Source organism: Microbispora sp. H10949 (assembly GCF_014161435.1).
Lineage (GTDB): Bacteria > Actinomycetota > Actinomycetes > Streptosporangiales > Streptosporangiaceae > Microbispora > Microbispora triticiradicis.
In genome coordinates this window covers 570825-594264 of the sequence record NZ_JABBWZ010000001.1, presented here as the reverse complement: position 1 = coordinate 594264, position 23440 = coordinate 570825, and the positions used below count along the sequence as shown (strand labels likewise).

Below are 23440 nucleotides of genomic sequence, written 5' to 3'. Positions count from 1 at the left end.
TTCTACGCCTCCTTGGTGGCGGGCACGCTCTCGGCCGCCGTCTCGCCGGTTGGGTCGCGCTTCTCGGTGCTCGTGCCGTCGATGTCGTTCACGTGGCTGTCGTTCACGTGGCTGTCGTTCGCGTGGCCGGTGCCGCCCGCGTCGGTCCGGATCGCGTCCGGTGCCGGTCCCTGGTCGCCGTTGGCGCGGCCGAAGCCCAGCAGGGCGGCGGCCACGGCGAAGGAGACGGCCGTCGCGACCACGATCCCGGCGATCACCCCGAACCAGCCGCCCTTCGGGGTCACCGCCATGTAGGCGAAGATGCTGCCCGGCGAGGGCGTCGCCACCAGGCCCGCCCCGGTGACCAGGAAGGTGAGCACCCCGGAGGCGCCACCGGCGATCACCGCGAGGATCAGGCGCGGCTTCATCAGCACGTACGGGAAGTAGATCTCGTGGATGCCGCCGAAGAAGTGGATGATCATGGCGGCGGGGGTGCTCGGACGCAGGGACCTCGGGCCGAACAGCAGGTAGGCGATCAGCAGGCCGAGGCCCGGGCCGGGGTTGGACTCCAGCATGAACAGGATCGACTTGCCGTGCTTGACCGACTCCGCGACGCCCAGCGGCCCGAGCACGCCGTGGTTGATCGCGTTGTTGAGGAACAGCACCTTGGCCGGCTCGATGATGACCGACGCGATCGGCAGGAGCGAGTGGGAGACGAGCCACGACACGCCGTCGCCCGCGACCTCGGTGACCTTCTCCACGATCGGGCCGATGGCGAGGACCCCGGCGATCGCCATGACCGCGCCGACGATGCCGGCGGTGAAGTTGTCGACCAGCATCTCGAAGCCGGCCCTGGTCCGTTCGGCGGTGAACCGGTCGGCGTACTTGAGGACCAGCGCGGCCAGCGGGCCGATGACCATCGCGCCGAGGAACATCGGCACGTCCGCGCCGACGACGACGCCCATAGTGGCGACGGCGCCGACCACCGCGCCGCGCTGGGCGTGGACCATCCGGCCGCCGGTGTAGCCGATGAGGACGGGAAGGAGGGTGCCGATGATCGGGCCGACCAGTTCGGCGAGTGTCTTGTTCGGTATCCACCCGGTCGGGATGAACAGGGCCGTGATGAGGCCCCAGGCGATGAACGCCCCGATGTTCGGCATGATCATTCCGGCGAGATGGCCGCCGAAACGCTGGATCGTGGCCCGCACACCGGTGCCGTGGACGGTGGGGGTATAGGGCGTGGCCATGGACATGCTCCTTCCGGGCGACCGGCCTGGCGGGCCGGCTGGGGGGTTCTCGGGTCGCCGTCGTCCCCGGGCGAAGCGAGCGAAGCGAGTGGATCAGCAGGGGCAGAGCGGGCGGAGCGGGCGGGTCGGCGGGGCCGATGCGGTGGGCGCGGGTTCGGTGGGCGCGGGTTCGGTGGACACGGGTTTCGGTGGACGCGGTCAGTAGGGGCAGAGCGGGCGGGCCGGGTCGGGGGAGCCGATCCGGACGTGCGTGCGGTCGATGTCGGCCGGACCGGGCATCCGGCTGCCGGGCAGGCCCACGGCCGCGCCGGCCCAGGCCAGGCCCTCGGCGAGGGCGGCGCCGCCGCGGGCCCCGGCGGCGAGGAAGCCCGCCAGCAGCGCGTCTCCCGCGCCCACGCTGCTGCGTGGCTCCTCGACCGCGCATTCGCCGTACCAGACCCGGTCGTCGTCCTCGACCAGCAGTGCGCCGTCGGCGCCGAGGCTGGTCAGGACGGATCGCGCGCCCATCGCGCGCAGCTTGCCGACGGCGTCGAGCACGTCGCCGACGTGGGCGATCGACGTGCCGGTGGCCTCGGCGAGCTCGTCACGGTTGGGCTTGACCAGGGCCGGGCCGGCGCTCACGGCGGACACGAGGGCGGGGCCGCTGGTGTCGACCGCGAGGTTGATGCCGGCGTCGGCGAACCGGCGGCCCAGCCCGGCGTACACGTCGATCGGGACGCCCGGCGGGAGGCTGCCCGAGGCGACCACCCAGTCGGCCGACCGGGCGGCGTCGAGCACCGCGCCCGCCAGCGTGTCCAGTTCGGCGGGGGTCAGCGCGGTTCCCGGCTCGTTCACCTTGGTGACCGTGCCGTCGGGCTCGGCGATGGCGACGTTCGACCTGGTGGGGCCCTCGACCGGGACGGGGACCATGTCGATGCCCTCCGCGGACAGCAGGTCGAGGAGCCGGCGCCCCTCGCTGCCGCCGTACGGGATGACCGCGCAGGACCGCACGTCGTTGGCCAGCAGGGCGCGTGAGACGTTGACGCCCTTGCCGCCGGGGTCGAGGTGGGTGGCGGCGGCGCGGATGACCGCGCCGCGGGTGAGCGCGCCGACCTCGATCGTGCGGTCGAGGCTGGGGTTCAGGGTCAGCGTGAGGATCACGCGCGAACCACCTCCGGTCCGGCGGCGGCCAGCGCGGCGGCGAGGTCGGGGTCGATCCCGGTGTCGGTGATGACGACGTCGATCTCCCGGAGCGTCGCGAAGCGCGCGAGGTAGGTGGCGGAGAACTTCGTGTGGTCGGCCAGCAGGACGGCGCGGTCGGCGCAGGCGATCATCGCCCTCTTGATCGCCGCCTCGGCCGGGTCGGGGGTCGTCAGGCCCTTGGCCACCGAGCAGCCGTTGGTCGCCATGAACGCCACGTCCACGTTGAGCTGCGACAACTGCTGGATGGCCCAGTCCTCCACGGTCGCCAGCGTCCGGCCGCGCACCCGGCCCCCCAGCATGAGCACGGTCAGGTTGGGACGGCTCGCCAGCATGGTGGCAAGTGGAGGCGAGTTCACGACGACGGTGAGCTCGCGGTCCGGCGGCAGCGCCTGCACGAGCCGGCTCGTCGTGGAGCCCGCGTCGAGGACCACGGCGCCGTCCTGCGGAAGCTCGGCCAGGGCGGCCTTGGCGATGCGTTCCTTCTCGGCCGTCATCACCTCGTCCCTGGCGGCCAGGGCGGGCTCGAATCCCAGGCGCTCGACCGGGATGGCGCCGCCGTGCACGCGCCGCAGGACGCCCGCGCGCTCCAGCGCGGTCAGGTCGCGGCGGATCGTCTCCGTGGTGACGCCGAACCGGTCGGCAAGCGTCACCACGTCGACCCGGCCGGCGTCCCGCGCCACCCGCAGGATCTCCTGCTGCCGCTCCTCGGCGTACATCGTGTTGGTTCACCACCGTTTCGATGTTGTTTCGTATTTGTTTATACCCGCCTGTGTTGGAAGGTCAAGAGTGGTGCAGATCACGAAAAGGGCAGTACGCGGAGAAGTCCCCTGCGTGTCGGCCTTTCCGGCGGTCTCGCACCCCTGGCCGCCCGTGTCACGTCTCGTGCCTCCGGCGCGTCTCTATAGGGGAGGCGGAGACAAGGAGGCCAGATGCCCGCGGTGACCGAGGGGCAACCCGCGCCGGTCGCCAGTTTCGAGAGCAGCCGCGAGCTGCTCTTCGGGGTGGCGTACCGGGTGCTGGGCAGCGTGACCGACGCCGAGGACGTCGTCCAGGAGGCGTGGCTGCGGTGGGACCGCGTCGACCACGCCAGGATCGCCGACCCACGGTCCTTCCTCGTCCAGATCACGACGAGGCTCGCCCTCGACCGGCTGCGGTGGGCGAAGGCCCGCAGGGAGGCGTACGTGGGGCAGTGGCTGCCCGAGCCGCTGCCGACCGGGCCCGCGCTCGAGGACGGCGCGGAGATCGCCGACTCGGTCTCCGTGGCCATGCTCGTGGTGATGGAGACCCTCTCCCCGCTGGAGCGGGTGGTGTTCGTGCTCCGGGAGGCGTTCGACTTCTCCTTCGCCGACATCGCGGTGATGGTCGGCCGGTCCGAGGCCGCGGTGCGGCAGCTCGCCCGCCGCGCCCGCTCGCACGTACGGGAGAGGCGGCCCCGGTTCCGGCAGGACCACGACGTCCGCAGGCGGGTGACGGAGCGCTTCCTGGCCGCCTGCCTGGGCGGCGATCTGCGGGCGCTGCTCGACCTGCTCGCCCCCGAGGTCACCTTGTGCATCGACGGGAACGGCCGCCGCGGCGTGGCCAGGAACCGGGTCGAGGGCGCGGAGAAGGTCGGCCGTCTGCTCGTCCGCGGTCTGCGCAGGGTCCTGCGCCCGGAGAGCGCCGCGGTCGCCGAGACCGACGACATGGGGGACGACATCGGGAGCGGCTCCGTCGTGGACGTCAACGGCGGGCCCGCGGCGCTCATCACCGCGGGGGACGAGCCGATCGCCGTGATCGTGGTCGACGTCGACCTCGCCGCCGACCGCGTCACCCGGATCTGGATCATCGCGAACCAGGACAAGCTCGGGGGCGTCGAGGGCCGGCGACCCGGAAGACCCAGGCCTGTCCGCGCCGCGGGCTGACGGGCCGCGAGAGAAGCGACTTTCGTCATGACGGACAACGAGCACGAGACCGGACGTCCGGAGGGGTGGCCTGAGGGGCGCCCGCGCCCGGACCGGCGGACGCCCGCCCGCGTCCTCGGCACCCCCTTGACCGACGCTCCCTCACCCGGCGCCCCCCTGCCCGGCGCCGCGCCCGCGCGTCCGGGCGCGGCGGACGAGGAGGCCGACCTTCCCGCCGTTCCCGGCGTCCTCGGAGTCGTTCCGCAGGACGAACGGACGGCCCGCAGGGCGGAGCGCGTCGCCGCGCTGTGCTTCCTACTGGCGTTCGCCGCCCTCGTGGCCTTCCTCGTGACCTATGTCCGGCTCCAGGTCGGCGGCCTGAGCGCGACGGGCGCCTCGCACGTCGCCCTCGGCGGGACGCTGACGCTGGCGCTGCTGGCGCTGGCCTCGGGGATCGTGATCTGGGTACGCCAGATCATGCCGAAGTACGAGCTGGTCCAGCGGCGCCATCCCATGGCCTCACCCGAGGAGGTGCGGGCCGAGGTCGCGGCCACGTTCGTGCGCGGCGCCGGGGAGAGCGGCATCGTCAGGCACCGTCTGCTGCGCCGCACCCTGCTGCTCGCGGCGGCGCCGCTGGGCCTGGCGCCGCTGGTGCTGCTGCGCGACCTCGACACCACCGGCGCGCCCGCCGCGCAGCTCCACCGGAAGCTGCGGCACACGGTCTGGGGAGAGCGGACCGAGGATGGCAAGCCGCTGCGCCTCGTCGTCGAGGGCACCGGACAGCCGATCCGCGCGGCCGACTTCAACTCGCCCGGAGGCATCCTGTCGGTCGTCCCCCAGGGCTACGAGCACGACCTGAACGTCCTCGCCAAGGCGACGGTGATCCTCGTCAAGTTCCGTCCGGAGGAGCTGAAACCCGGCACCGATCCGAACTGGACCCACGACGGGATCGTCGCCTATTCCAAGATCTGCACGCACGTGGGCTGCCCCGCGGCGCTGTACGAGCAGACCACCCACCACATCCTGTGCCCGTGTCACCAGTCAACCTTCGACGCCGCCGACGGGGCCAGGGTCGTGTTCGGCCCCGCCGCCCGGCCGCTGCCGCAGTTGCCGGTCGGCGTCGACGAGGAGGGCTACCTCGTCGCACTGGGCGACTTCGCCGCCCCGGTCGGCCCCAGCTACTGGGAGCGCGGCGACGCGGAGGCGCGGGCCAGGGAGAACGGAGGCCACCTTTGAGTGAACTGAGAACCGTGCCCGAGCGCATCGCCGGGCCGGCCACATTCCTGGACGACCGCCTGGGCGCGGGCGGCTTCGCCAGGCGCAATCTGCGCAAGATATTTCCCGACCACTGGTCCTTCCTCCTCGGCGAGATCGCGCTGTACTCGTTCGTCATCCTGCTGCTTACGGGCACTTTCCTGACGTTCTGGTTCAAGCCGAGCATGGGGGAGATCGTCTACAACGGCACGTACGCCCCGCTCAAGGGGGTGGCGATGTCCGAGGCGTACGCGTCCACGCTCGACATCAGCTTCGAGGTCCGGGGCGGCCTGCTCATCCGGCAGATCCATCACTGGTCCGCGCTGGTCTTCATCGGCGGCATGATGGCGCACGCGCTGCGGGTCTTCTTCACCGGCGCCTACCGCAAGCCGCGCGAGCTCAACTGGATCATCGGCACGGTGATCCTCTCCGTCGCGCTGTTCGAGGGCCTGACCGGCTACTCCCTGCCCGACGACCTGCTGTCCGGCGCCGGGCTCCGGGTCACCCAGGGGGTGGTCATCGGACTGCCGGTGGTCGGCACCTACCTCAACTTCTTCCTGTTCGGCAGCGAGTATCCGGGCGAGGACGTCATCTCCCGCTTCTACTCGATCCACATCCTGCTCCTGCCCGGCCTGATCCTGGCGCTGGTCACCGCGCACCTGATCCTGATGTGGGTGCAGAAGCACACCCAGTTCCCCGGCAAGGGGCGGACCAACCGCAACGTGGTCGGCGCGCCCTTCTACCCGGCCTTCATGGCGAAGTCGGGGGCGTTCTTCCTGTTCACGTTCGCCGTGATCGCCGGGCTCGGCACGTTCGCGCAGATCAACCCGGTCTGGCTGTACGGCCCGTACACCCCCGCCGACATCTCGGCCGGCTCGCAGCCCGACTTCTACCTGGCCTTCCTCGAAGGGGCGCTGCGCATCATGCCCGCCTGGGAGGTCAACCTCTTCGGCACCTCGCAGGCCGGCACGGTCCCGCTCAGCGTGGTCATCCCCGCGCTGGTGCCGCTGGGGATCATCGTCGTCGGAATGGCCCTCTATCCGTTCCTGGAACGGTGGATCACCGGTGACCACCGCGAGCACCACCTCGCGGACCGGCCGCGCGACAACCCGCACCGCACCTCGATCGGCATGGCGGCCATCGCGTTCTACGGCGTGCTGTGGCTGTTCGGCGGCAACGACATCATCTCCGCGAACTTCCGCGTGAGCCTCTACACGACGACCTGGGCCGGACGGATCCTCGTGTTCGTCGCGCCCGCCCTGGCCTACGCGGTCACATACCGCATCTGCCTGGGCCTGCAGCGCTCCGACGTCGCGATGCTCACGCACGGCGTGGAGTCGGGGGTGATCAAACGGATGCCGGACGGCCGGTACGTCGAGGTCCACTCGCGGCCGGCGGAGGACATCGAGGCGCACCTGCGCGGCCGGGAACCGGTGCCGGTGCTGCCGTACGACGAGGCCGTGCCCCCCAGGGGCCTGCGCGGACCGATCGGCCGGCTGCGCCTGCGGATGTCCAGGGCGTACGGCGGGGAGAAGGTTCCGACAGCGAACGGCGGCCCGCACGGCGAGGACGGGCAGGCCGCACTTCAGGACGCTCTCCCGGACACTCTTCCGGACGGGCAGAACCGCGCTCTGACGCGCTGACCCGTCTCCGGGACCGATGTGGTCCGGGCCGGTCGGCCCGGACCACATTCGGCTGCCCAAGGATGCCGTTCAGCGGTCCCGCTGCTCCGGCACCGGCCACCGCGACTCGGGCGGGTCGGCCGGGCGGATCTCGGTGAACAGCTTGAGCGTCACCGGCCGCAGCCGCTGCCATGCCTCGGCCGGCCAGCGCAGGCTCACCGAGGGGAACACGGTCTCCAGCACGATCTTCAGGTAGGAGCGGCCGGTTTGGGCGACCGGGACCTCCGTGCACAGAGCGGACACGGTCGCGGAGGTCTCCCGCCTGCCGAGCCGCAGCCGGGCGTTCCCCATGACCTCGTTGGGGGCGTGGCCGGTTTCGAGGTCCACCGACTCCCAGAAGAGCACGGGGGCCTCGTCCTCCTGCAGCCACGACGGATAGACCGGCAACGGCAGCTGCAGCGTGAAGCCCGCCAGCAGCCCGGGAGGGCTCAGATAGAAGGAGCCGTGGAAACAGGGCAGTTCGTGCAGGAGCCGGGGCCCCTTCGACGTCGTCATCGACAGCGTTCCCTCGCTGGCGTCCATGGCGATCCGCCACGCGCTCGGATCGGCGTGGGACGCGTCCGGGACGAAGACCATCAGTTGTTCACCTCGCTGTGCGGCCGGAAGGCGGCACGGTGGGGAGCGGAGAGGTTCCGCCGGTTCGAGCCGCCAAAAGAATGACGTATCCCGAGGGCCGGAACGTGACATGCGCATTGCGCCGGTAATTCACCGCGGGTTCGCGTGTCACATTCCGCGGGCCGCGTTCGTCTTAATGGGAAAGAAGCGGTCCGGCGCTCCCGCGGGCCCCGCCGGGGCCGTCCGCAAAGGAGTGCCGGCCAAGGGGAGCCGGCAAAGGAGAGGGGGAGTAATTCTGGGCGTGGCGGTTCCGCCGGTGTAAATTGCGGGCGACGAGGAAATCGTCGAATCGGGCGGCGCAGGGGGTTGCGGCGGCGCGCGAAAAGGTGTCCGGCAGGGCGGGCCACGGGCGGCGACATACGGTTATCGGCCCGGTGGGCGGCGTCCGGAGATCGGACCACGACTGCGAGGAGAGCGCATGGAGCGTAATCCGGATGGGCCGGCCGAAGCGGACTGCGCGTTCCAGGCGTTCGAGGAACACGCCGCTCTGCTCCACGCGGTGGCGCGCAGCATGCTCGGCGACGGCGGGGAGGCCGCACGCGTGGTCGAGGAGACCCGGGCCCGCTGGCTGGCCGGTCAGGGCGACCGCTCGGCGGGGTTCCCGAACGCGCTCATCGGGCTGGTCGCCGTGCTGGCGCTGACGCGCCTGCGTGTCGCGCAGGCCAACGGCGAGGAGCACATCGGCCCCTGGCTGCCGGAGCCGCTGCGGGGCGAGCCCGATCTGCAACTGGCCGAGTCGGTCACGGCGGCCCTGTCGGCCGTGCTCGGCATGCTGGACCGGGACGAGCGGACGGTGTTCCTGCTGCGCCATGGTTTCGGGCTCTCGTACGCCGACATCGCCGCGGTGACCGGGCTCACGGAGGAGGCGGTGGGCGTGATCGACGCCAGGGCCAGGGCGCGGGTGCGCTGCGAGGTGCGCCCGCTCCGGCGGGACGCCGGCGGCTGAACCGCACCGAGGGGGCGGGCGGGGTGTGCAACTGAGGAGAACCCACAGTTACCACCCGCGCCCCTGCCACCCGCGGTCAGCGGCCTCGCTCCGTCAGCCCGTACAGGTTGCCGTCGTGGCCGCGGATCTGCGCCCACCGGCCGCCCTCCCGCCAGGGAGTGGCCTGCGGCGCCACGACGATCTCCACACCCCGTGCCCGCAGGTCCCGGCAGGTGGCGTCGACGTCGTCGCAGTCGAACCAGCCGTGCGTCATCCGTCCGGCGCGGGCCTCCAGCGCCTCCAGGATCTCGGGCTCGACGGCGGCGAGGGCCACGCAGGTCTGCGCGCCCGGCGGGCGCACCTCCACCCAGCGGCGCCCCTCCCCCTGGGGGACGTCCGCCGCGATCTCGAAGCCCAGCGTCCCGGTGAGGAACTCCAGGGTCCTGCTCTGGTCGCCGACGTAGAGCACGGCGAGCCGCGGATTCACGATCACGATGCCTCCCGGGTGTGTCACACGCTCTGCACCGAAAGCTGGCGCTGTACGGACGACGCGGCCACGACCGGGTTGTCGGCGAGACCGAGCCGGACCTCCTTCAGGCGGACGGGGTCACCGATGACGTCGACGGACGCGATGCGGTCACCGGAGAAGGCGAACTCGAGGACGAGCTGGAGGCGTCCGTGCGGAGCGACCACCGCCCCCACGGCGCCGTTGACGAGAGCGGGCGAGGCGAAGCGTGCCCTGCGGATGTTGGTGCGCGTCTCCTCGGCGACCGCCCGCGCGCCCCGCACCTCCGCCTGCGCCCTGACCTGTCCGCGCAGGGCGACGGCGTCCGCCCGGCGTACGACGTCGGGAGCCAGCACCGCGAGCAGGGCGTCGATGTCGCCGGCCCGGGAGGCGGCCAGGAAGGCGTCCACCACCACACGCTGCCTGACCAGGTCGGAGGAGGGGACGTCGGCCGTGTCGTGCACCCGGCGACGGGCACGGCTGGCCAGCTTCTTCGCCGCCGCCGGCGAGCGTTCCACGATCACGGCGATCTCGTCGAACGGCACGGCGAACAGGTCGTGCAGCACGAAGGCGGCGCGCTCGGCCGGGCCGAGCGTGTCGAGGACCACGAGCAGCGCGAGACCGACGGAGTCGGCCAGCACCGCCTCGTCCGCCGGGTCGGCGGTCTCCTCGTGGGGGGCCAGCATGTCGAGTTCGGTCAGGTCGGCGAAGTCCTCACGCCGGCGGCTGCGTGAGCGCAGCATGTCGAGACAGACCCGCCCGGTGATCGTCGTGAGCCAGGCGGTCAGGTTGTCGACGGAGCCGGAGTCGGCCCGGCAGGCGCGCAGCCAGGTCTCCTGCACCGCGTCGTCGGCCTCGTCCGCGCTGCCCAGCATGCGGAACGCGACTCCGCGCAGATGCCCGCGGGATCGGTCGAAGTGCTCGGCCAATTGGGCCTGGTCGTTCATCGGTCACCTTTCACCGTCGCGGTTCGTCGTATAGGTGGGGAGATGGAGAACGCACGTTTGACAAGGAGACGTCAGTGCCCGTACTGATTATTGTCGCCGGTTCGTTTGAACCAACGTGACGGGGAGGGGCACCGCGGGTGACCTCTCCGGCCGTGAAGCGCACCGGCCGGCTGCCGCCCGAGGTGCATACTATCCTCGCATCGACCGCTCATACTTTCGCGCCGTGCCGAAAATCGAGCACGGTGTCCGAAATCGGTGGCCGGTGAGACGCTGAAAGATGTGTGCCAGGGGCCCGCCGGGTCGTCCGGGGCCCTGCGCTCGGGTCTCGGGACGCTTATCGAAACGGTCATCCCTTACGGCAGGTACGGCTCTATGACGTTGGTCATGCCGTGCCATGCTTTTCGTTATATGTCGTGATTGCGATACCTCGACGACTTTTCCTGGTCCCGTCGCGCGCGGGCAGACCGATATCCAAATTATGGATGACTTGTCATGAATCTGTTCCCTTTGCTCTGGTATGGCAATCATCCGAACCATAAGCTGAGCGCAGTTGAGCTCCTGTGAAGAATTCGCCCCTGCCCTTGTTCCTTCATAGGAAGGCCCCGCAGTGACACTTCACACCGCAGCCGACACCGATCGCGAACTTGGAACTCGCCTTCCCGACGTGGCGGATCTGCGCCACCTGCCGTGGGAGATCGTGTCCGTCCGCGATCTCACCTCCTCGCTCTCGCCGCGGAAGCAACGTGAGGACCCGGCGCACGTCCGGATGCTCGCGGAGATGGATCGCGCCTTCGATCCGCTCCTTGTTCACCGGCCGACGATGCGGGTCATCGACGGCATGCACCGGTTGCGCGCCGCCGTACTGAAGGGCAGGAACGAGATCGCGGTCCGGTTCTTCGACGGAAGCGAGGCCGACGCGTTCGTCCTGTCGGTCCGGCTCAACGTCGGCCACGGGCTGCCGCTGACGCTCGACGAGCGGAAGGAGGCGGCCGGGCGGATCATCGCCTCCCATCCGCACTGGTCCGACCGGATGGTGGCCGAGAGCGCGGGGCTGAGCGCCAAGACCGTCGGCGGCCTGCGCCGGCGGCTCGGCGGGCAGACGCAGTTCAGCCGCGTCGGCCGGGACGGGAAGTCCAGGCCGGTCAGCAGCGTCGAGGGGCGTCGCAGCGCGGCCGCCCTGCTGGCGGCCAACTCGGAGATCTCCCTCCGGGAGCTGTCCAGGAAGACCGGACTCTCCCTGGGGACCGTCCGGGACGTGCGCGAGCGGCTCGACCGCGGGCAGGACCCGATCCCGGATCGGCTGCGCGCGAGGGAGGAGACCGGCGGCGGCTCGCGAAGCGAGACGGCGCCGGCGCAGGAAGCGGCGCCGCGCACCGGAGTGGTCTCACGGGCGGCGCAGTCCCGTCGCCCCCGCGTGGAGAGCCGGCGCAGGGGCGAGCCGAGGCAGCCGGGCTGCCCGGCGGGGGAGGCGGTGGAAACGGCGTCCGTGCTGCGCAAGCTCGCGCGTGATCCGTCCCTGCGAGCGACCGAGTCCGGGCGGCTGCTGCTGCGGATGCTCCTGGCCACGGAGGTGGGCCCGGCCCAGTGGAAGGAGATCGCCGAGGCGGTTCCGGCCCATTGCATGCCGCTCGTGCGCGCCGTCGTGCTCAGGAGATCAGAGGAGTGGGAAAGCCTGGCGAACATGGTGCGCAGGGGTTTCCCGGGGTGATCGGAAAAGCAACGGAGGTGCTTCTGCGAAGAAGGCACAGGGTGAAATATCGCCATTAATCGGCATTGGTTTGGAGGGTTCATCGTGTCAGAGACGACTCACTTTCCGGGAACCGACGCGGAGGCCGAACTCCGGAAAATCAACCGGGCGACGGTCGAGCAGTACATGAACACCAGAGGCGAGGATCGGCTGCGGCGGCACCTGCTGTTCACCGAGGACGGCGTCGGCGGCCTCTGGACCAACGACACCGGGCAGCCGATCGCGATCCGCGGGCGTGACCGCCTCGGCGAGCACGCCGTCTGGTCGCTGAAGTGCTTCCCCGACTGGGTCTGGACCAACATCCAGATCTTCGAGACGGACGACCCGAACTTCTTCTGGGTGGAGTGCGACGGCGAAGGCGCCATCCGCTTCCCCGGCTACCCCGAAGGCCACTACCGGAACCACTTCCTGCACTCCTTCCAGCTGGAGAACGGGAAGATCAAGCTGCAGCGCGAGTTCATGAACCCGTTCGAGCAACTGCGCGCGCTGAACATCCCCGTGCCCGAGATCAGGCGTGAGGGAATCCCCACCTAGGTCACATCCGCCGCGTGATCGTCAGCGGCTGCCAGGCAACCCCCCCAGCCGTCCCCGGCCGGGCGACGACGACGGCGCCGAGAGCGCCTCGACCCCATGGAGAACCGTGGATGACGTGATGCCCGCCATCCGGCTGAGCGCCGCGCTGCAGCAGCCGGAGTGGAGCGATGTCTCGCAGGTCCAGCGCGTCAAGGAAGTGCTCGCCTCCCGCCCCTCGCTCGTCAGGCCGGCGGACGTGCGCGCTCTGCGTGCCCTCCTGGCGGAGGTCGCCGCAGGAAACTCCCTGGTCGTGCAGTCGGGGGACTGCGCGGAGAACCCCGAGGAATGCACGCCCGAGCACGTGAGCCGCAAGTCCGCGGCCCTCGACGTGCTGGCCGGCGCGCTCAAGATGATCACGCACAAGCCCGTGCTGAGGGCCGGCCGCATCGGCGGCCAGTTCTCCAAGCCGCGTTCGAGCTCCACCGAGAAGGTCGGCGACCTCACCCTCCCGGCGTACCGGGGACACATGGTCAACGGCCCGGAGCCGACCCCTGAGAGCAGGCAGCCCGATCCGCTGCGGATACTCACCGGATACATGGCGGCCAGCGACATCATGGAGCACCTCGGCTGGCGCGGATCGTCCACCCGATCCCGGATAGACCCGCCCGTGTGGACCAGCCACGAGGCGCTGCTGCTCGACTACGAGGTTCCGATGCTCCGCAGGGACGCGTCGGGGAGGCTGATCCTCGGCTCCACGCACTGGCCCTGGATCGGCGAGCGGACGCGGCAGGTGGACGGCGCGCACGTCGCCCTGCTGGCCGAGGTCGCCAACCCGGTCGCCTGCAAGGTGGGCCCGAAGATGAGCAAGGACGAACTGCTCGGCCTGTGCGAGCGGCTCGACCCCGAACGCGAGCCCGGCCGGCTCACCCTCATCTCCCGGATGGGCGCCGACCAGGTGGCCTACGCCCTGCCGCCGCTCGTCGAGACCGTGAGATCCGCCGGACACCCCGTCATCTGGCTCTGCGACCCCATGCACGGCAACACGCGGGTCACCCCGTCGGGCCACAAGACCCGCCTCGTGCCGGCCCTGCAACAGGAGGTCCGGGAGTTCGTCACCGCGGTCGAGAGCGCGGACGGCGTCCCCGGCGGCCTCCATCTGGAGACCACGCCCGACGACGTGACCGAATGCGTCGCCGACGAGAGCGGCTTCGCCCAGGTGGGCGACCGCTACACGAGCTTCTGTGACCCCCGGCTGACCCTCTGGCAGGCGGTCTCGGTCATCTCCGCCTGGGGCGGCTGACGCGACGGCTACCTGAAAGGACTTCCATGTCCGGCATTCCCGCAATCAAGCCCTACCCCCTTCCGGCGGCGGGCGAGCTGCCTCCCAACGCCGCCGGATGGACGCCCGACCCCGCTCGCGCCGTGCTCCTGATCCACGACATGCAGCGATACTTCGTCAGGCCGTTCGCCGACCCGACGAGGCACGAACTCGTGCAGAACGTCGCGCTGCTGCGGGACCGGAGCGTGGCGCTCGGCGTCCCGGTCGGCTACACGGCGCAGCCCGGCGACATGAGCGAGGAGCAGCGCGGACTGCTCAAGGACTTCTGGGGGCCCGGCATGCGCCGCGCCCCCGAGGACCGGCTCGTCGTCGACGAACTCGCCCCCGCCCCCGGCGACTGGATGTTCACCAAGCTGCGCTACAGCGCGTTCTTCCGGTCCGACCTGCTGGAGCGCATGCGGCGCGCCGGCCGCGACCAGCTCGTGGTCTGCGGGGTGTACGCCCACGTCGGGGTGTTGATGACGGCGGTCGACGCCTTCACCAACGACCTGCAGACCTTCCTGGTCGCCGACGCCGTCGCCGACTTCACCGCCGCCTACCACCGCATGGCGGTCGAGTACGCGGCCGAGAGGTGCGCGGTCGTCCTGACGGCCAAGGAGGTGTTCTCGTGAGCGGCCTCGAAGGCGGCCTCGGGAGCGGCTCGGACACCGGCGGAGGCGGCCTGCTCGACGCCGTGCTGGACCTCCGGGCGCCGGCCTTCGCGCTGCTGCACCGGCCGGAGGCGACCGGCCCGGGCGTGCTGGACGTCCTGATCGGCGAGGTCGCGCACCTGAGCGAACTCGCGGACATCCCGCTGCCGGAACAGGGGGAGCCGGGGGCGGGAGACCGCCACCACACGCTCGTCGTCGTCCCCTACCGGCAGGTCCGGGAGCGGGGCTTCGCCTGCGCCGACGACGGCGCCCCGCTCATCGCGATGACGGTGACGCGGCAGGCCACCCTGCCGGTCGGCGCGGCCCTGGACCGGATCCCCGACCTGCCCTTCGCGGTCTCCGGCGGGCACTTCGACGTGGAGGACGACGACTACGCCGAGCTCGTCCGCAGGGTCGTCAAGGAGGCGATCGGCGAGGGGGAGGGGGCGAACTTCGTCATCAAGCGGTCCTTCGTCGCCGACATCGGGAACTACACGCCCGCCTCCGCCCTCTCCTTCTTCCGGCGGCTGCTGGAGGTCGAGTCGGGCGCGTACTGGACCTTCGTGGTCCACACCGGCGAGCGGACGTTCGTGGGCGCCACTCCGGAACGGCACGTGACGCTGCGGGACGGCGTCGCGACCATGAACCCGATCAGCGGCACGTACCGGTATCCGGAGTCCGGGCCGTCCCTGCACGGGGTGATGGACTTCCTCGCCGACCGCAAGGAGTCCGACGAGCTCTACATGGTCCTCGACGAGGAACTCAAGATGATGACGCGGATCTGCGAGCCGGGCGTCCGCGTGACGGGCCCTCGGCTCAAGGAGATGGCGCGGCTCGCGCACACCGAGTACTTCATCGAGGGAGACACCGGCTGGGACGTGCGCGACATCCTCCGCGAGACGATGTTCGCCCCGACCGTCACCGGCAGCCCGGTGGAGAACGCCTGCCGGGTGATCGACCGGCACGAGCCGCACGGCCGGGGGTACTACAGCGGAGTCGTCGCCCTGATCGGGCACGACGAGGCCGGCCGGCAGACCCTCGACTCCTCCATCCTCATCCGGACCGCCGACATCGACGACACCGGCCGGGCGCGCATCGGCGTCGGCGCCACGCTCGTACGCCACTCCGACCCGATGTCGGAGGTGGCGGAGACCCGGGCGAAGACCGCCGGCCTGCTCGCGGCGCTCGACACCGGCGACAGCGGCAGGCTCAGGACCCGCCCGGAGGTCCGCGAGGCGCTGGAGCGGCGCAACGAGAACATCGCCGGTTTCTGGCTGGGCAGGCGCGGCTGCGGCACGGCCGCCCTGCCGCGGCTGGCCGGGGTGCGGGCGCTGGTCGTCGACGCCGAGGACACCTTCACGTCGATGCTCGACCACCAGATGCGCAGCCTGGGCATGGCGGTGACCGTGCGCCGCCACGACGAGAGGCCGTCGCTGGACGGGTACGACCTCGTGGTGCTGGGGCCCGGCCCCGGCGACCCCCGGGACGACGCCCACCCCAAGATCGCTTATCTGAGGGCCGCCGCGGACGCCCTCCTCGCCGGGCGGCGCCCCTTCCTCGCCGTCTGCCTCAGCCACCAGGTCCTCTCCACCCGGCTCGGGTTCCCGCTGCAGCGCCGCGACGTGCCCAACCAGGGGCTGCAGAAGGAGATCAGCCTGTTCGGCGCGCGGGAGCGCGTCGGGTTCTACAACACGTTCGCCGCGCGCGCCGAGGCGGACCGGGCCGAGATCGACGGCCTCGGCACGGTCGAGATCTGCCGTGATCCGGTGACCGGCGAGGTGCACGCGCTGCGCGGCCCGCGTTTCGCCTCGATCCAGTTCCACGCCGAGTCGGTGCTCACCGAGAACGGCCCCCGCATCCTGGGCTCTCTGATGGAGGGACTGCTGCCATGACGGTCACCGGCCAGTCCGTGCTGGAAGGGGCGCGTCCGTACGTGGTCGTCGACGCGTTCACCGACACGCCGCTGCAGGGCAACCCGGTCGCGGTCTTCTTCGAGGCCGAGGACCTCTCCGCCGAACGCATGCAGCGCATCGCCAGGGAGATGAACCTGTCGGAGGTCACCTTCGTCCTCCCGGCCCGGGAGGGGGGCGACGCCCGCATCCGCATCTTCACGCCGGTGAACGAGCTGCCGTTCGCCGGGCATCCGCTCCTCGGCACCGCCATCGCGCTCGGCGAGGGGCGCAGGGAGGACCGGCTCCGGCTGGAGACGGCGATGGGAGTCATCGCCTTCGACCTGGAGCGCGTGGACGGAAGGGTCGTCGCCGCGGAGATGGGGCAGCCCGTCCCGACGTGGGAGGAGTTCGACCGCGCCGGCGAACTCCTCGCCGCGCTCGGCCTGACCTCCTCCACGCTGCCCGTCGTGATCTACCACAACGGTCCCCGGCACGTGTACGTCGGGCTGGAGAGCATCGCCGCGCTGTCCCGGGTCGACCCCGACCAGCGCGCGCTGGCCGCCTTCCCCGACATGGCGACCAACTGCTTCGCCGGCTCCGGCCCGACCTGGCGCAGCCGGATGTTCTCGCCCGCCTACGGCGTGGCCGAGGACGCGGCCACGGGGTCGGCGGCCGGTCCGCTGGCCGTCCACCTGGCCCGGCACGGGCAGATCGGGTTCGGGCAGTGGATCGACATCCACCAGGGCGTCGAGATGGGCCGCCCCTCGCTCATGCGGGCCCGCGCCGACGGCGCCCCGGAAGCCGTCACGTCCGTACGGGTCGGCGGTTCGGCCGTGACCGTCGCCCGCGGCGTGATCTACGCCTGAACGGCGCGCGGACCCGCCGGCGGATCGCCCGCGCGGCCGGGTCCGCACCCCGTCCTCGCCATGCGGCCAGGGCCGCCCGTACCCCCACACAGCCCGGAGGCGACAGTGAGCAGCAGGTTCGAGAGTCTGACCGGCGCCATCGACCCGGCGTTCCCCGAGTACGACACGCCGCCGGCCGAGCCGATGGTCCTGGCCCGGCAGTGGATCGCGTCGGCGGTGGAGGAGGGGGTGCGGGAGCCGCTCGCCCTCGCTCTCGCGACCGCCGACCGCGGCGGCCGGGCCTCCTCCCGCATGGTCGCCGTCATCGACGTGAGCGATCGGGGCCTGGTCTTCACCAGCCACAGCTCCAGCCGGAAGGGCCGGGAGATCGCCGAGACCGGCTGGGGCTCGGGCCTGCTCTACTGGCGCGAGACCGCGCGGCAACTGATCTTCTCCGGTCCCGTGGTCATGCTGCCCGAGCCCGAGGCGGAGCGGCTGTGGAACGCGCGGCCGGTGCCGCTGCACGCGATGTCGGCGGTCTCGCGGCAGAGCGAACCCCTGGAGGACGTCGCCGGGCTCAGGGCGGAGGCGGAGCGCCTGGCGTCGTACGGAACCCCCCTGCCCCGCCCGGCCCGGTTCGCCGGATACCGCCTGGAGCCCGCCGCCGTGGAGTTCTGGTCGGCCGACGCCGACCGGCTGCACCGGCGGCTGCGTTACGACCGGGATTCCTCCGGTTGGCACATCTCACGGCTACAGCCGTGACCTCCTCCCCACAGGGACAGGAAACACGAAGGAGTGCGACCTTGACCGACTCGATAACGACCGGCCCCATAACGACCGACAAGAGCACGACCGATCAGAGCACGAACGAGCCGGGCACGACCGACTTCGACGCGATCGTCGTCGGCGCCGGCTTCGCCGGCATCTACATGCTGCACAGGCTCCGCAACGAACTCGGCTTACGGGTGCGGGCCTTCGACCGCGCCGGCGGCGTGGGCGGCACGTGGTACTGGAACCGCTACCCCGGCGCCATGTCGGACGTCGAGGGCTTCGTCTACCGCTACTCCTTCGACAAGGAGATGCTCCAGGAGTGGAACTGGACCACCAAGTACACCCCCCAGCGTGAGCTCCTCGCCTACCTGGAGGCGGTCGTCGAGAAGCACGGGCTGGGCGAGGACATCCAGCTCAACACCGGCGTCGAGAGCGCGGTTTTCGACGAGTCCCGGGGCGTCTGGACCATCGGCACCGACACCGGTGAGACCTTCACCACGCGGTACCTGGTCACCGCGCTCGGGCCGCTGTCGACGGCGAACATCCCCGACATCGAGGGCCGCGAGCGCTTCCGGGGCAGGATCGTCCACACCGGCGCCTGGCCCGACGACCTCAGCATCGACGGCAAGCGCGTCGGCGTCGTCGGCACGGGGTCCACCGGCACCCAGTTCGTCTGCGCCGCCGCCAAGGTGGCCGGGCATCTGACGGTCTTCCAGCGTTCGGCGCAGTACTGCGTCCCGTCCGGCCACGGCCCGGTCACCGACGAGTACGTCGCGGAGGTGCGGGCCGGCTACGACCTCATCTGGGACCAGGTGCGCGGCTCCCGCGTCGCCTGCGGGTTCGAGGAGAGCGAGGTCCCCGCGATGAGCGTCTCCGAGGAGGAGCGCCGGCGCGTGTTCCAGGAGTACTGGGACAAGGGGAACGGCTTCCGCTTCATGTTCGGCACGTTCTCCGACATCGTGACCGATCCGGCGGCCAACGAGGCCGCCGCGGAGTTCATCCGGTCGAAGATCAGGGAGATCGTGAAGGACCCGGAGACGGCGCGCAAGCTGACGCCGACCGACCTCTACGCCAAGCGCCCCATCTGCAACCCCGACTACTACGAGAACTTCAACCGCGACAACGTCACGCTGGTCAGCATCAAGGAGAACCCGATCAGGGAGATCACCCCCAACGGTGTCGTCACCGAGGACGGCGTGGAGCACGAACTCGACGTCCTGGTCTTCGCGACGGGCTTCGACGCCGTGGACGGCAGCTACAAGCGGATGGACATCCGCGGCCGGGGCGGCGTGACGATCCGGGAGCACTGGGAGGACGGCCCCACCGGCTACCTCGGCGTCGCCACCCACGGCTTCCCCAACCTGTTCATGGTCCTCGGGCCGAACAGCGCCTTCAGCAACCTGCCGCCGGGCATCGAGACCCAGGTCGAGTGGATCGCGGGCCTGATCCGCACGGCTGAGAAGAACGGCACGACCGTGATCGAGGCCACCGCGAGCGCCGAGGACGCGTGGACCGAGACCTGCCGGGAACTCGCGGCGTACACGCTCTTCCCCAAGGTCGCCTCGTGGATCTTCGGCGCCAACATCCCCGGCAAGAAGAACACGGTCATGTTCTACTTCGCCGGGCTGGGGTCGTACCGGGCCAAGCTGAGCGAGGTGGCGGAAGCGGGGTACGAGGGATTCGACCTGCAGGCCAGTCCCTCGCTGACGCCGGCCTGAGACCGCGCGGGGGCATGCCCCGCGCCGACATCCAAGGGTCCGGACGGCCGGGAAGGCCGTCCGGACCCTCCGCGTCCGCTTGAGATAAGCGGCATTTCCTGCTCTCCGGACGAGATATTCAGTGAGGAGTTCTCGTGTTCGAGGTCCGCGATTGTTTAACAAAGAGGCTTGACTCTAATGGTTCATTGTCGGATACGATGAAGTCATGACTGAGACCGTGATTCGCGTCGACGACCAAGTCGCAACCTTCATCAACATCTTCGACGTCGACCCCTCGAAGCAGCAGGAACTAATCGCCATTCTGAACGAGGGCACCGAGAAGGTCATGCAGCACCGGCCCGGCTTCGTCTCGGTGAACATTCTCGCCAGCGCGGACGGCACCCGCGTCGTGAACCTCGCCCAGTGGCGCAGTGTCGACGACATCAAGGCGACCATGGGCGACCCCGAGGCGCAGGCCATCGCGAAGCGGACGGCGGAGATCGCCAAGGCGGCTCCGCAGCCCTACAAGGTCATCTCCGTCCATCACGCCTGACCAGGCACTCCGCGGCAACCCACAAGCGGGTCCGGGCCCCATGCGACACACTCCGTCCGCCTCTCGGCATCGGCGGACGGACGTCGCCCGCGCATCCCCCAGAGCGGGCGGTGTCCGGGGCCCGGCCCTGACCGCACCGCCCACCCGAAGGTGACGAAGAGTAGCCACCCCCGGCCCAGGGAGCGCGACGCCATGACGACTGCCAACACCGCCGACATCGTGATCGCGGGCGCGGGAATAGGAGGGCTGGCCGCCGCGCTCGCCCTGCACGCCAAGGGGATCCACGCGGTCGTGCTGGAGGCCGCGCCCGAACTCGCGCCGCTCGGAGTGGGAATCAACATCCAGCCGGCCGCGATCGGCATACTGACCGAGCTCGGGCTCGGCGAGACGCTGGCGGCCACCGGCATCCGCACCCGCGAGCACCGCTATCTCGACCACAAGGGCACCACGCTGTGGACCGAGCCCCGGGGCGTCGACGCCGGCCACGAGCACCCCCAGTACTCCATCCACCGCGGCGAGTTGCAGATGCTCCTGCTCGCGGCCGTACGGGACCGGCTCGGCCCCGGCGCGGTGCGCACCGGGCTCCGCGTCATCTGCTTCCACCAGACCCCCTCCGGCGTCCGCGTCCTCGCGCACGACGAGAGCGGGGGAGCGGTCGAGATCCAGGCCGCCGCGCTGGTCGGCGCCGATGGGCTGCGCTCCGCCGTGCGGTCCCAGCTCCACCCCGACCGCGTCCCGCTGTCCCCCGCAGGGGTCGACATGTGGCGTGGCCTGTCCGAACTGGACGAGTTCCTCGACGGGCGGACGATGATCCTGGCCAACGACGAGCAGGCCACCCGGCTGATCGCCTATCCGGTCTCCCGGCGCCACGCGGAGCGCGGCAAGGCGCTGGTGAACTGGGTCTGCCTGGTCGCGGCCCCGTCGAAGAGCCTGGCCGGCGACGCGGGCTGGAACCGCCCGGGACGGATCGAGGAGGTGCTGCCCCACCTCGCCGACTGGGACTTCGACTGGCTGCACCTGCCCGCGATGCTCGCCCGCAGCCCCCGCATCCTGCGCTACCCGATGGTCGACCGCGACCCCCTGCCGCACTGGGGAGAGGGCCGGGTGACCCTGCTCGGCGACGCCGCCCACCTGATGTACCCGATCGGCGCCAACGGCGCCTCGCAGGCCGTCATCGACGCCGCCACGCTCGCCGCCGAACTCGCGGAAGGCGACGACGTGGCCACCGCCCTGCTGCGGTACGAGGCCGCCAGGCGCCCCGCCACGACCGCCATCATCCTCGCCAACCGGAACATGGACGGCGCGGAGCGCGGCATCGCCGGTCGTCCCGGCCACGACAAGACCGCCGAACTCGCGACCATCACGCACCGCTACCGAGTGGCGGTGGAGCGGCGACAGCCGCTCACCTGAGCGGATGGACCGCCCGGCCGGTAGCCGCACTTATCGCCGGGCGGTCCATCCTGGCAGGCGTGACCCGCGTGTAAGGCCGTCGGCGGGAAATCGCCGTCCGAGAACGTGGCCGATGAATGGCGGGCCCACGCCGCGAGAAAATGGCACGCCAATCGAAATCGCCGCCCCGCGGACGCGATTCTCGATTCACCGGGCATGAAGCGTCGAGACATCCTGACAATGCGTTTACAGAATGTCTTCGGTAGGCCTGGTTACCGGGCTTGCCCGGTCACGGGTGCGGCATCGGACGCCGGACGTCAACGTGGAAACGGCCTCCCGCCGGGTCATGTCTGCGGTCCTCGTCCTTAAGACGAATCGCGCCGCGGAAAGGTGACACGCGGCGGCCGTGCGGGCGGTGTCCGCCGGTGGGCGGACACCGCCTCTCACGACAGGCCGCCGGGCGGCCGGCGCCTCACCGCGTACGGGCCGCCGCGCCGCTGCGCGCCGCACGGCCCGCCAGCTCCGACACGGCGGTCCGCGCCGTGGCCAGCGAGTCCGCCGCCAGGGGCTTGAAGCGGGCCAGGGCGGGCACGTCGGACGCCCTGGTCATCTCCGCGCCGACGAAGCAGAGGTTCTCCGGGGCCACTCCCAGGTCCGTGAAGTACGCCCTCAGGTAGGGCGTCTGGAAGTCGAAGTCCTCCCGTGGCGTGCCCGGGGCGTAGCACCCGCCGTGGGCGGTGACCACCACCACGTTCGTCCGCCGGAGGAGGTGGTCTCCCGTGCCGGCGTCGAGGAAGGCCCCCGGGAAGGTCACCCGGTCGATCCAGGCCTTGAGGGACGCGGGCACGGAGTAGTTGTACATCGGGACGCCGACCAGCACCGTCTCCGCGGCACGCATCTCCGCGATCAGCGGCAGGGTCAGCGCCCACTCACGCTCCTCGGCGGGGCCCTCGGTCATCTCCGCCACCTCCGGCAGCGTGACCGCGCCCCTTCTCTCCACCCGGATGCCGAGGGAGACGAAGGCCGGGGACACCAGCGGGACCGGTTCGGCCGCGAGGTCGCGGTACCGGTACCCCGCGCTCCCGTGCAGACACCGCCAGGTGTCGGCGTACAGCGCCGTCAACTGCCTGGTGACCGAGTCGCCGTGGTCGCTGGCGCTGGAGTCCAGGTGAAGCAGGGACGTCACAGGCTCACCTCCTGTCGCTGCGCGTGCATCGCGCACTCCCTTCCCGATACTTTCCGTCACACACCTATGACGTTCAGTAGTCGTCAGAGGTGACAGGGGCGTATCCGTGGGGCCGGAGAGCGGCAGGGGTCACTGGTGAGGGCGGCCGGTGAGGAGGGTCGTCACCTCCCGGGCCCGCGCGTTGAGGCGTCCGACGAACTCGGTGAGCATCTCCAGCTGGCCGTCGTCGTAGCCGTCGACGACCGCGAGGAACTCCGTCTCGATCCTGGAGAAGATCTCCCGCAGTGCCGCCTCGTGCCGCCCCGTCGACCGGATCAGGACCCTGCGGCGGTCGAGGGGGTCGCGGTGGCGCTCGACGAAGCCACCGCGTTCGAGCCGGTCGATCAGCGCGGTGACGGCCGAGGTGCTGAGGCCGGTCGACTCGGCGAGCCGCCCCGCGGTGAGCTCCGGCTCGTGGCGGGCGAGGTCCAGGCACTTCAGGTCGGTCGGCCCGAGCCCGAACCGGTCCGCGATGGCCTGGTGCAGCGCCAGGCCGCGACCGGCGTTCTCGCGCATCGCGTCCATGAGGGATCGCAGCGCTTCGGATCGATGCCTTGACACGGACGCTCCATCCGGCTGAAGTAGATATCTCGATGCATCGAGATTTCCTATCGGTCGAACGAA

Annotated in this window: 22 protein-coding genes; 14 read left to right on the top strand and 8 right to left on the bottom strand. The window is 71.0% G+C overall.

The window, feature by feature from the left end:
• Positions 1-2: 2 nt before the first annotated feature.
• From mtlA to HHX40_RS02625, 3 genes are all read right to left on the bottom strand, one after another.
• Positions 3-1226 carry a PTS mannitol transporter subunit IICB gene (mtlA, locus tag HHX40_RS02635; RefSeq protein ID WP_182879260.1) on the bottom strand — a complete coding sequence of 408 codons (1224 nt, stop codon included), beginning with the start codon at positions 1224-1226 and terminating at the stop codon, positions 3-5.
• Positions 1227-1424: 198 nt separating this feature from the next.
• Positions 1425-2366 (bottom strand): 1-phosphofructokinase, encoded by a 942-nt coding sequence (pfkB, locus tag HHX40_RS02630; RefSeq protein ID WP_182879259.1) that lies wholly within the window; start codon positions 2364-2366, stop codon positions 1425-1427.
• Positions 2363-3124 carry a DeoR/GlpR family DNA-binding transcription regulator gene (locus tag HHX40_RS02625; RefSeq protein WP_182879258.1) on the bottom strand — a complete coding sequence of 254 codons (762 nt, stop codon included), beginning with the start codon at positions 3122-3124 and terminating at the stop codon, positions 2363-2365. The genes pfkB and HHX40_RS02625 overlap by 4 nt, the downstream gene beginning before the upstream one ends.
• 213 nt (positions 3125-3337) lie before the next feature.
• Between HHX40_RS02625 and sigJ the strand changes: the two genes are divergently transcribed.
• The 3 genes from sigJ to HHX40_RS02610 are packed head-to-tail and all read left to right on the top strand — an operon-like array spanning position 3338 to position 7185.
• On the top strand, positions 3338-4309 hold the full coding sequence (gene sigJ / locus HHX40_RS02620) for an RNA polymerase sigma factor SigJ (RefSeq protein WP_117410133.1): 972 nt from the start codon (positions 3338-3340) through the stop codon (positions 4307-4309).
• 27 nt (positions 4310-4336) lie between these two features.
• Positions 4337-5524, top strand: a complete 1188-nt coding sequence (locus HHX40_RS02615) for a ubiquinol-cytochrome c reductase iron-sulfur subunit (RefSeq protein ID WP_182879257.1) — start codon at positions 4337-4339, stop codon at positions 5522-5524.
• The gene (locus HHX40_RS02610) at positions 5521-7185 is read left to right on the top strand and encodes a cytochrome bc complex cytochrome b subunit (protein WP_396787655.1); all 1665 of its coding nucleotides are present in this window, start codon (positions 5521-5523) and stop codon (positions 7183-7185) included. The genes HHX40_RS02615 and HHX40_RS02610 overlap by 4 nt, the downstream gene beginning before the upstream one ends.
• 69 nt (positions 7186-7254) lie before the next feature.
• Here the strand turns inward: HHX40_RS02610 and HHX40_RS02605 are convergent, their stop codons facing one another.
• Positions 7255-7800 carry a hypothetical protein gene (locus tag HHX40_RS02605; RefSeq protein WP_182878039.1) on the bottom strand — a complete coding sequence of 182 codons (546 nt, stop codon included), beginning with the start codon at positions 7798-7800 and terminating at the stop codon, positions 7255-7257.
• A 457-nt stretch (positions 7801-8257) separates the two neighbouring features.
• Between HHX40_RS02605 and HHX40_RS02600 the strand changes: the two genes are divergently transcribed.
• Entirely contained in the window at positions 8258-8785 is a 528-nt protein-coding gene (locus tag HHX40_RS02600) for a sigma factor-like helix-turn-helix DNA-binding protein (protein ID WP_117410136.1), read from the top strand.
• Positions 8786-8861: 76 nt separating this feature from the next.
• On the opposite strand, the gene HHX40_RS02595 is transcribed toward HHX40_RS02600, so the two are convergent.
• Together HHX40_RS02595 and HHX40_RS02590 are read right to left on the bottom strand one after the other, a co-directional pair.
• Complete coding sequence (locus HHX40_RS02595) at positions 8862-9257, bottom strand: VOC family protein (RefSeq protein ID WP_182878038.1); 396 nt, start codon at positions 9255-9257, stop codon at positions 8862-8864.
• 17 nt (positions 9258-9274) lie between these two features.
• Positions 9275-10216, bottom strand: a complete 942-nt coding sequence (locus tag HHX40_RS02590) for a sigma-70 family RNA polymerase sigma factor (RefSeq protein WP_182879256.1) — start codon at positions 10214-10216, stop codon at positions 9275-9277.
• Between the two features lie 664 nt (positions 10217-10880).
• Between HHX40_RS02590 and HHX40_RS02585 the strand changes: the two genes are divergently transcribed.
• The 10 genes from HHX40_RS02585 (at position 10881) to HHX40_RS02540 (ending at position 21612) form a co-directional block, all read left to right on the top strand.
• Entirely contained in the window at positions 10881-11924 is a 1044-nt protein-coding gene (locus HHX40_RS02585; protein ID WP_310737913.1) for a ParB/RepB/Spo0J family partition protein, read from the top strand.
• A gap of 84 nt (positions 11925-12008) precedes the next feature.
• Complete coding sequence (locus HHX40_RS02580; RefSeq protein WP_182878035.1) at positions 12009-12497, top strand: PhzA/PhzB family protein; 489 nt, start codon at positions 12009-12011, stop codon at positions 12495-12497.
• 106 nt (positions 12498-12603) lie between these two features.
• Positions 12604-13776, top strand: coding sequence for a 3-deoxy-7-phosphoheptulonate synthase (locus HHX40_RS02575; protein WP_182879254.1), 1173 nt, complete (start codon positions 12604-12606; stop codon positions 13774-13776).
• Between the two features lie 26 nt (positions 13777-13802).
• Positions 13803-14426 carry an isochorismatase family protein gene (locus HHX40_RS02570; protein WP_117410142.1) on the top strand — a complete coding sequence of 208 codons (624 nt, stop codon included), beginning with the start codon at positions 13803-13805 and terminating at the stop codon, positions 14424-14426.
• A complete protein-coding gene (locus tag HHX40_RS02565) occupies positions 14423-16336 on the top strand; it encodes an anthranilate synthase family protein (RefSeq protein WP_310737912.1) in 1914 nt (637 codons plus the stop codon). Before HHX40_RS02570 ends, HHX40_RS02565 begins: the two co-directional genes overlap by 4 nt.
• On the top strand, positions 16333-17202 hold the full coding sequence (locus HHX40_RS02560; protein WP_117410143.1) for a PhzF family phenazine biosynthesis protein: 870 nt from the start codon (positions 16333-16335) through the stop codon (positions 17200-17202). The genes HHX40_RS02565 and HHX40_RS02560 overlap by 4 nt, the downstream gene beginning before the upstream one ends.
• A gap of 105 nt (positions 17203-17307) precedes the next feature.
• A complete protein-coding gene (gene phzG / locus HHX40_RS02555; protein WP_138461319.1) occupies positions 17308-17943 on the top strand; it encodes a phenazine biosynthesis FMN-dependent oxidase PhzG in 636 nt (211 codons plus the stop codon).
• A 41-nt stretch (positions 17944-17984) separates the two neighbouring features.
• Positions 17985-19670: a flavin-containing monooxygenase gene (locus HHX40_RS02550; protein WP_259403205.1), complete on the top strand. Its 1686-nt coding sequence runs from the start codon at positions 17985-17987 to the stop codon at positions 19668-19670.
• A 205-nt stretch (positions 19671-19875) separates the two neighbouring features.
• Positions 19876-20202: an antibiotic biosynthesis monooxygenase gene (locus tag HHX40_RS02545; RefSeq protein ID WP_182878031.1), complete on the top strand. Its 327-nt coding sequence runs from the start codon at positions 19876-19878 to the stop codon at positions 20200-20202.
• A gap of 192 nt (positions 20203-20394) precedes the next feature.
• Complete coding sequence (locus HHX40_RS02540; RefSeq protein WP_138461318.1) at positions 20395-21612, top strand: FAD-dependent monooxygenase; 1218 nt, start codon at positions 20395-20397, stop codon at positions 21610-21612.
• Between the two features lie 451 nt (positions 21613-22063).
• Here HHX40_RS02540 and HHX40_RS02535 read toward each other — a convergent pair whose 3' ends face one another.
• Both HHX40_RS02535 and HHX40_RS02530 read right to left on the bottom strand, forming a co-directional pair.
• The gene (locus tag HHX40_RS02535; RefSeq protein ID WP_182879252.1) at positions 22064-22777 is read right to left on the bottom strand and encodes an FMN-dependent NADH-azoreductase; all 714 of its coding nucleotides are present in this window, start codon (positions 22775-22777) and stop codon (positions 22064-22066) included.
• A 129-nt stretch (positions 22778-22906) separates the two neighbouring features.
• Positions 22907-23377 (bottom strand): MarR family winged helix-turn-helix transcriptional regulator, encoded by a 471-nt coding sequence (locus HHX40_RS02530; RefSeq protein WP_182878028.1) that lies wholly within the window; start codon positions 23375-23377, stop codon positions 22907-22909.
• Positions 23378-23440: the final 63 nt, after the last annotated feature.

Coding starts and splice junctions, on each gene's coding strand:
- HHX40_RS02590 (WP_182879256.1), bottom strand. CDS start 10,216: ATGAACGACCAGGCCCAATTGGCCGAGCACTTCGACCGATCCCGCGGG.
- HHX40_RS02560 (WP_117410143.1), top strand. CDS start 16,333: ATGACGGTCACCGGCCAGTCCGTGCTGGAAGGGGCGCGTCCGTACGTG.
- HHX40_RS02600 (WP_117410136.1), top strand. CDS start 8,258: ATGGAGCGTAATCCGGATGGGCCGGCCGAAGCGGACTGCGCGTTCCAG.
- mtlA (WP_182879260.1), bottom strand. CDS start 1,226: ATGGCCACGCCCTATACCCCCACCGTCCACGGCACCGGTGTGCGGGCC.
- HHX40_RS02625 (WP_182879258.1), bottom strand. CDS start 3,124: ATGTACGCCGAGGAGCGGCAGCAGGAGATCCTGCGGGTGGCGCGGGAC.
- HHX40_RS02545 (WP_182878031.1), top strand. CDS start 19,876: ATGACTGAGACCGTGATTCGCGTCGACGACCAAGTCGCAACCTTCATC.
- sigJ (WP_117410133.1), top strand. CDS start 3,338: ATGCCCGCGGTGACCGAGGGGCAACCCGCGCCGGTCGCCAGTTTCGAG.
- HHX40_RS02570 (WP_117410142.1), top strand. CDS start 13,803: ATGTCCGGCATTCCCGCAATCAAGCCCTACCCCCTTCCGGCGGCGGGC.
- HHX40_RS02540 (WP_138461318.1), top strand. CDS start 20,395: ATGACGACTGCCAACACCGCCGACATCGTGATCGCGGGCGCGGGAATA.
- HHX40_RS02605 (WP_182878039.1), bottom strand. CDS start 7,800: ATGGTCTTCGTCCCGGACGCGTCCCACGCCGATCCGAGCGCGTGGCGG.
- HHX40_RS02615 (WP_182879257.1), top strand. CDS start 4,337: ATGACGGACAACGAGCACGAGACCGGACGTCCGGAGGGGTGGCCTGAG.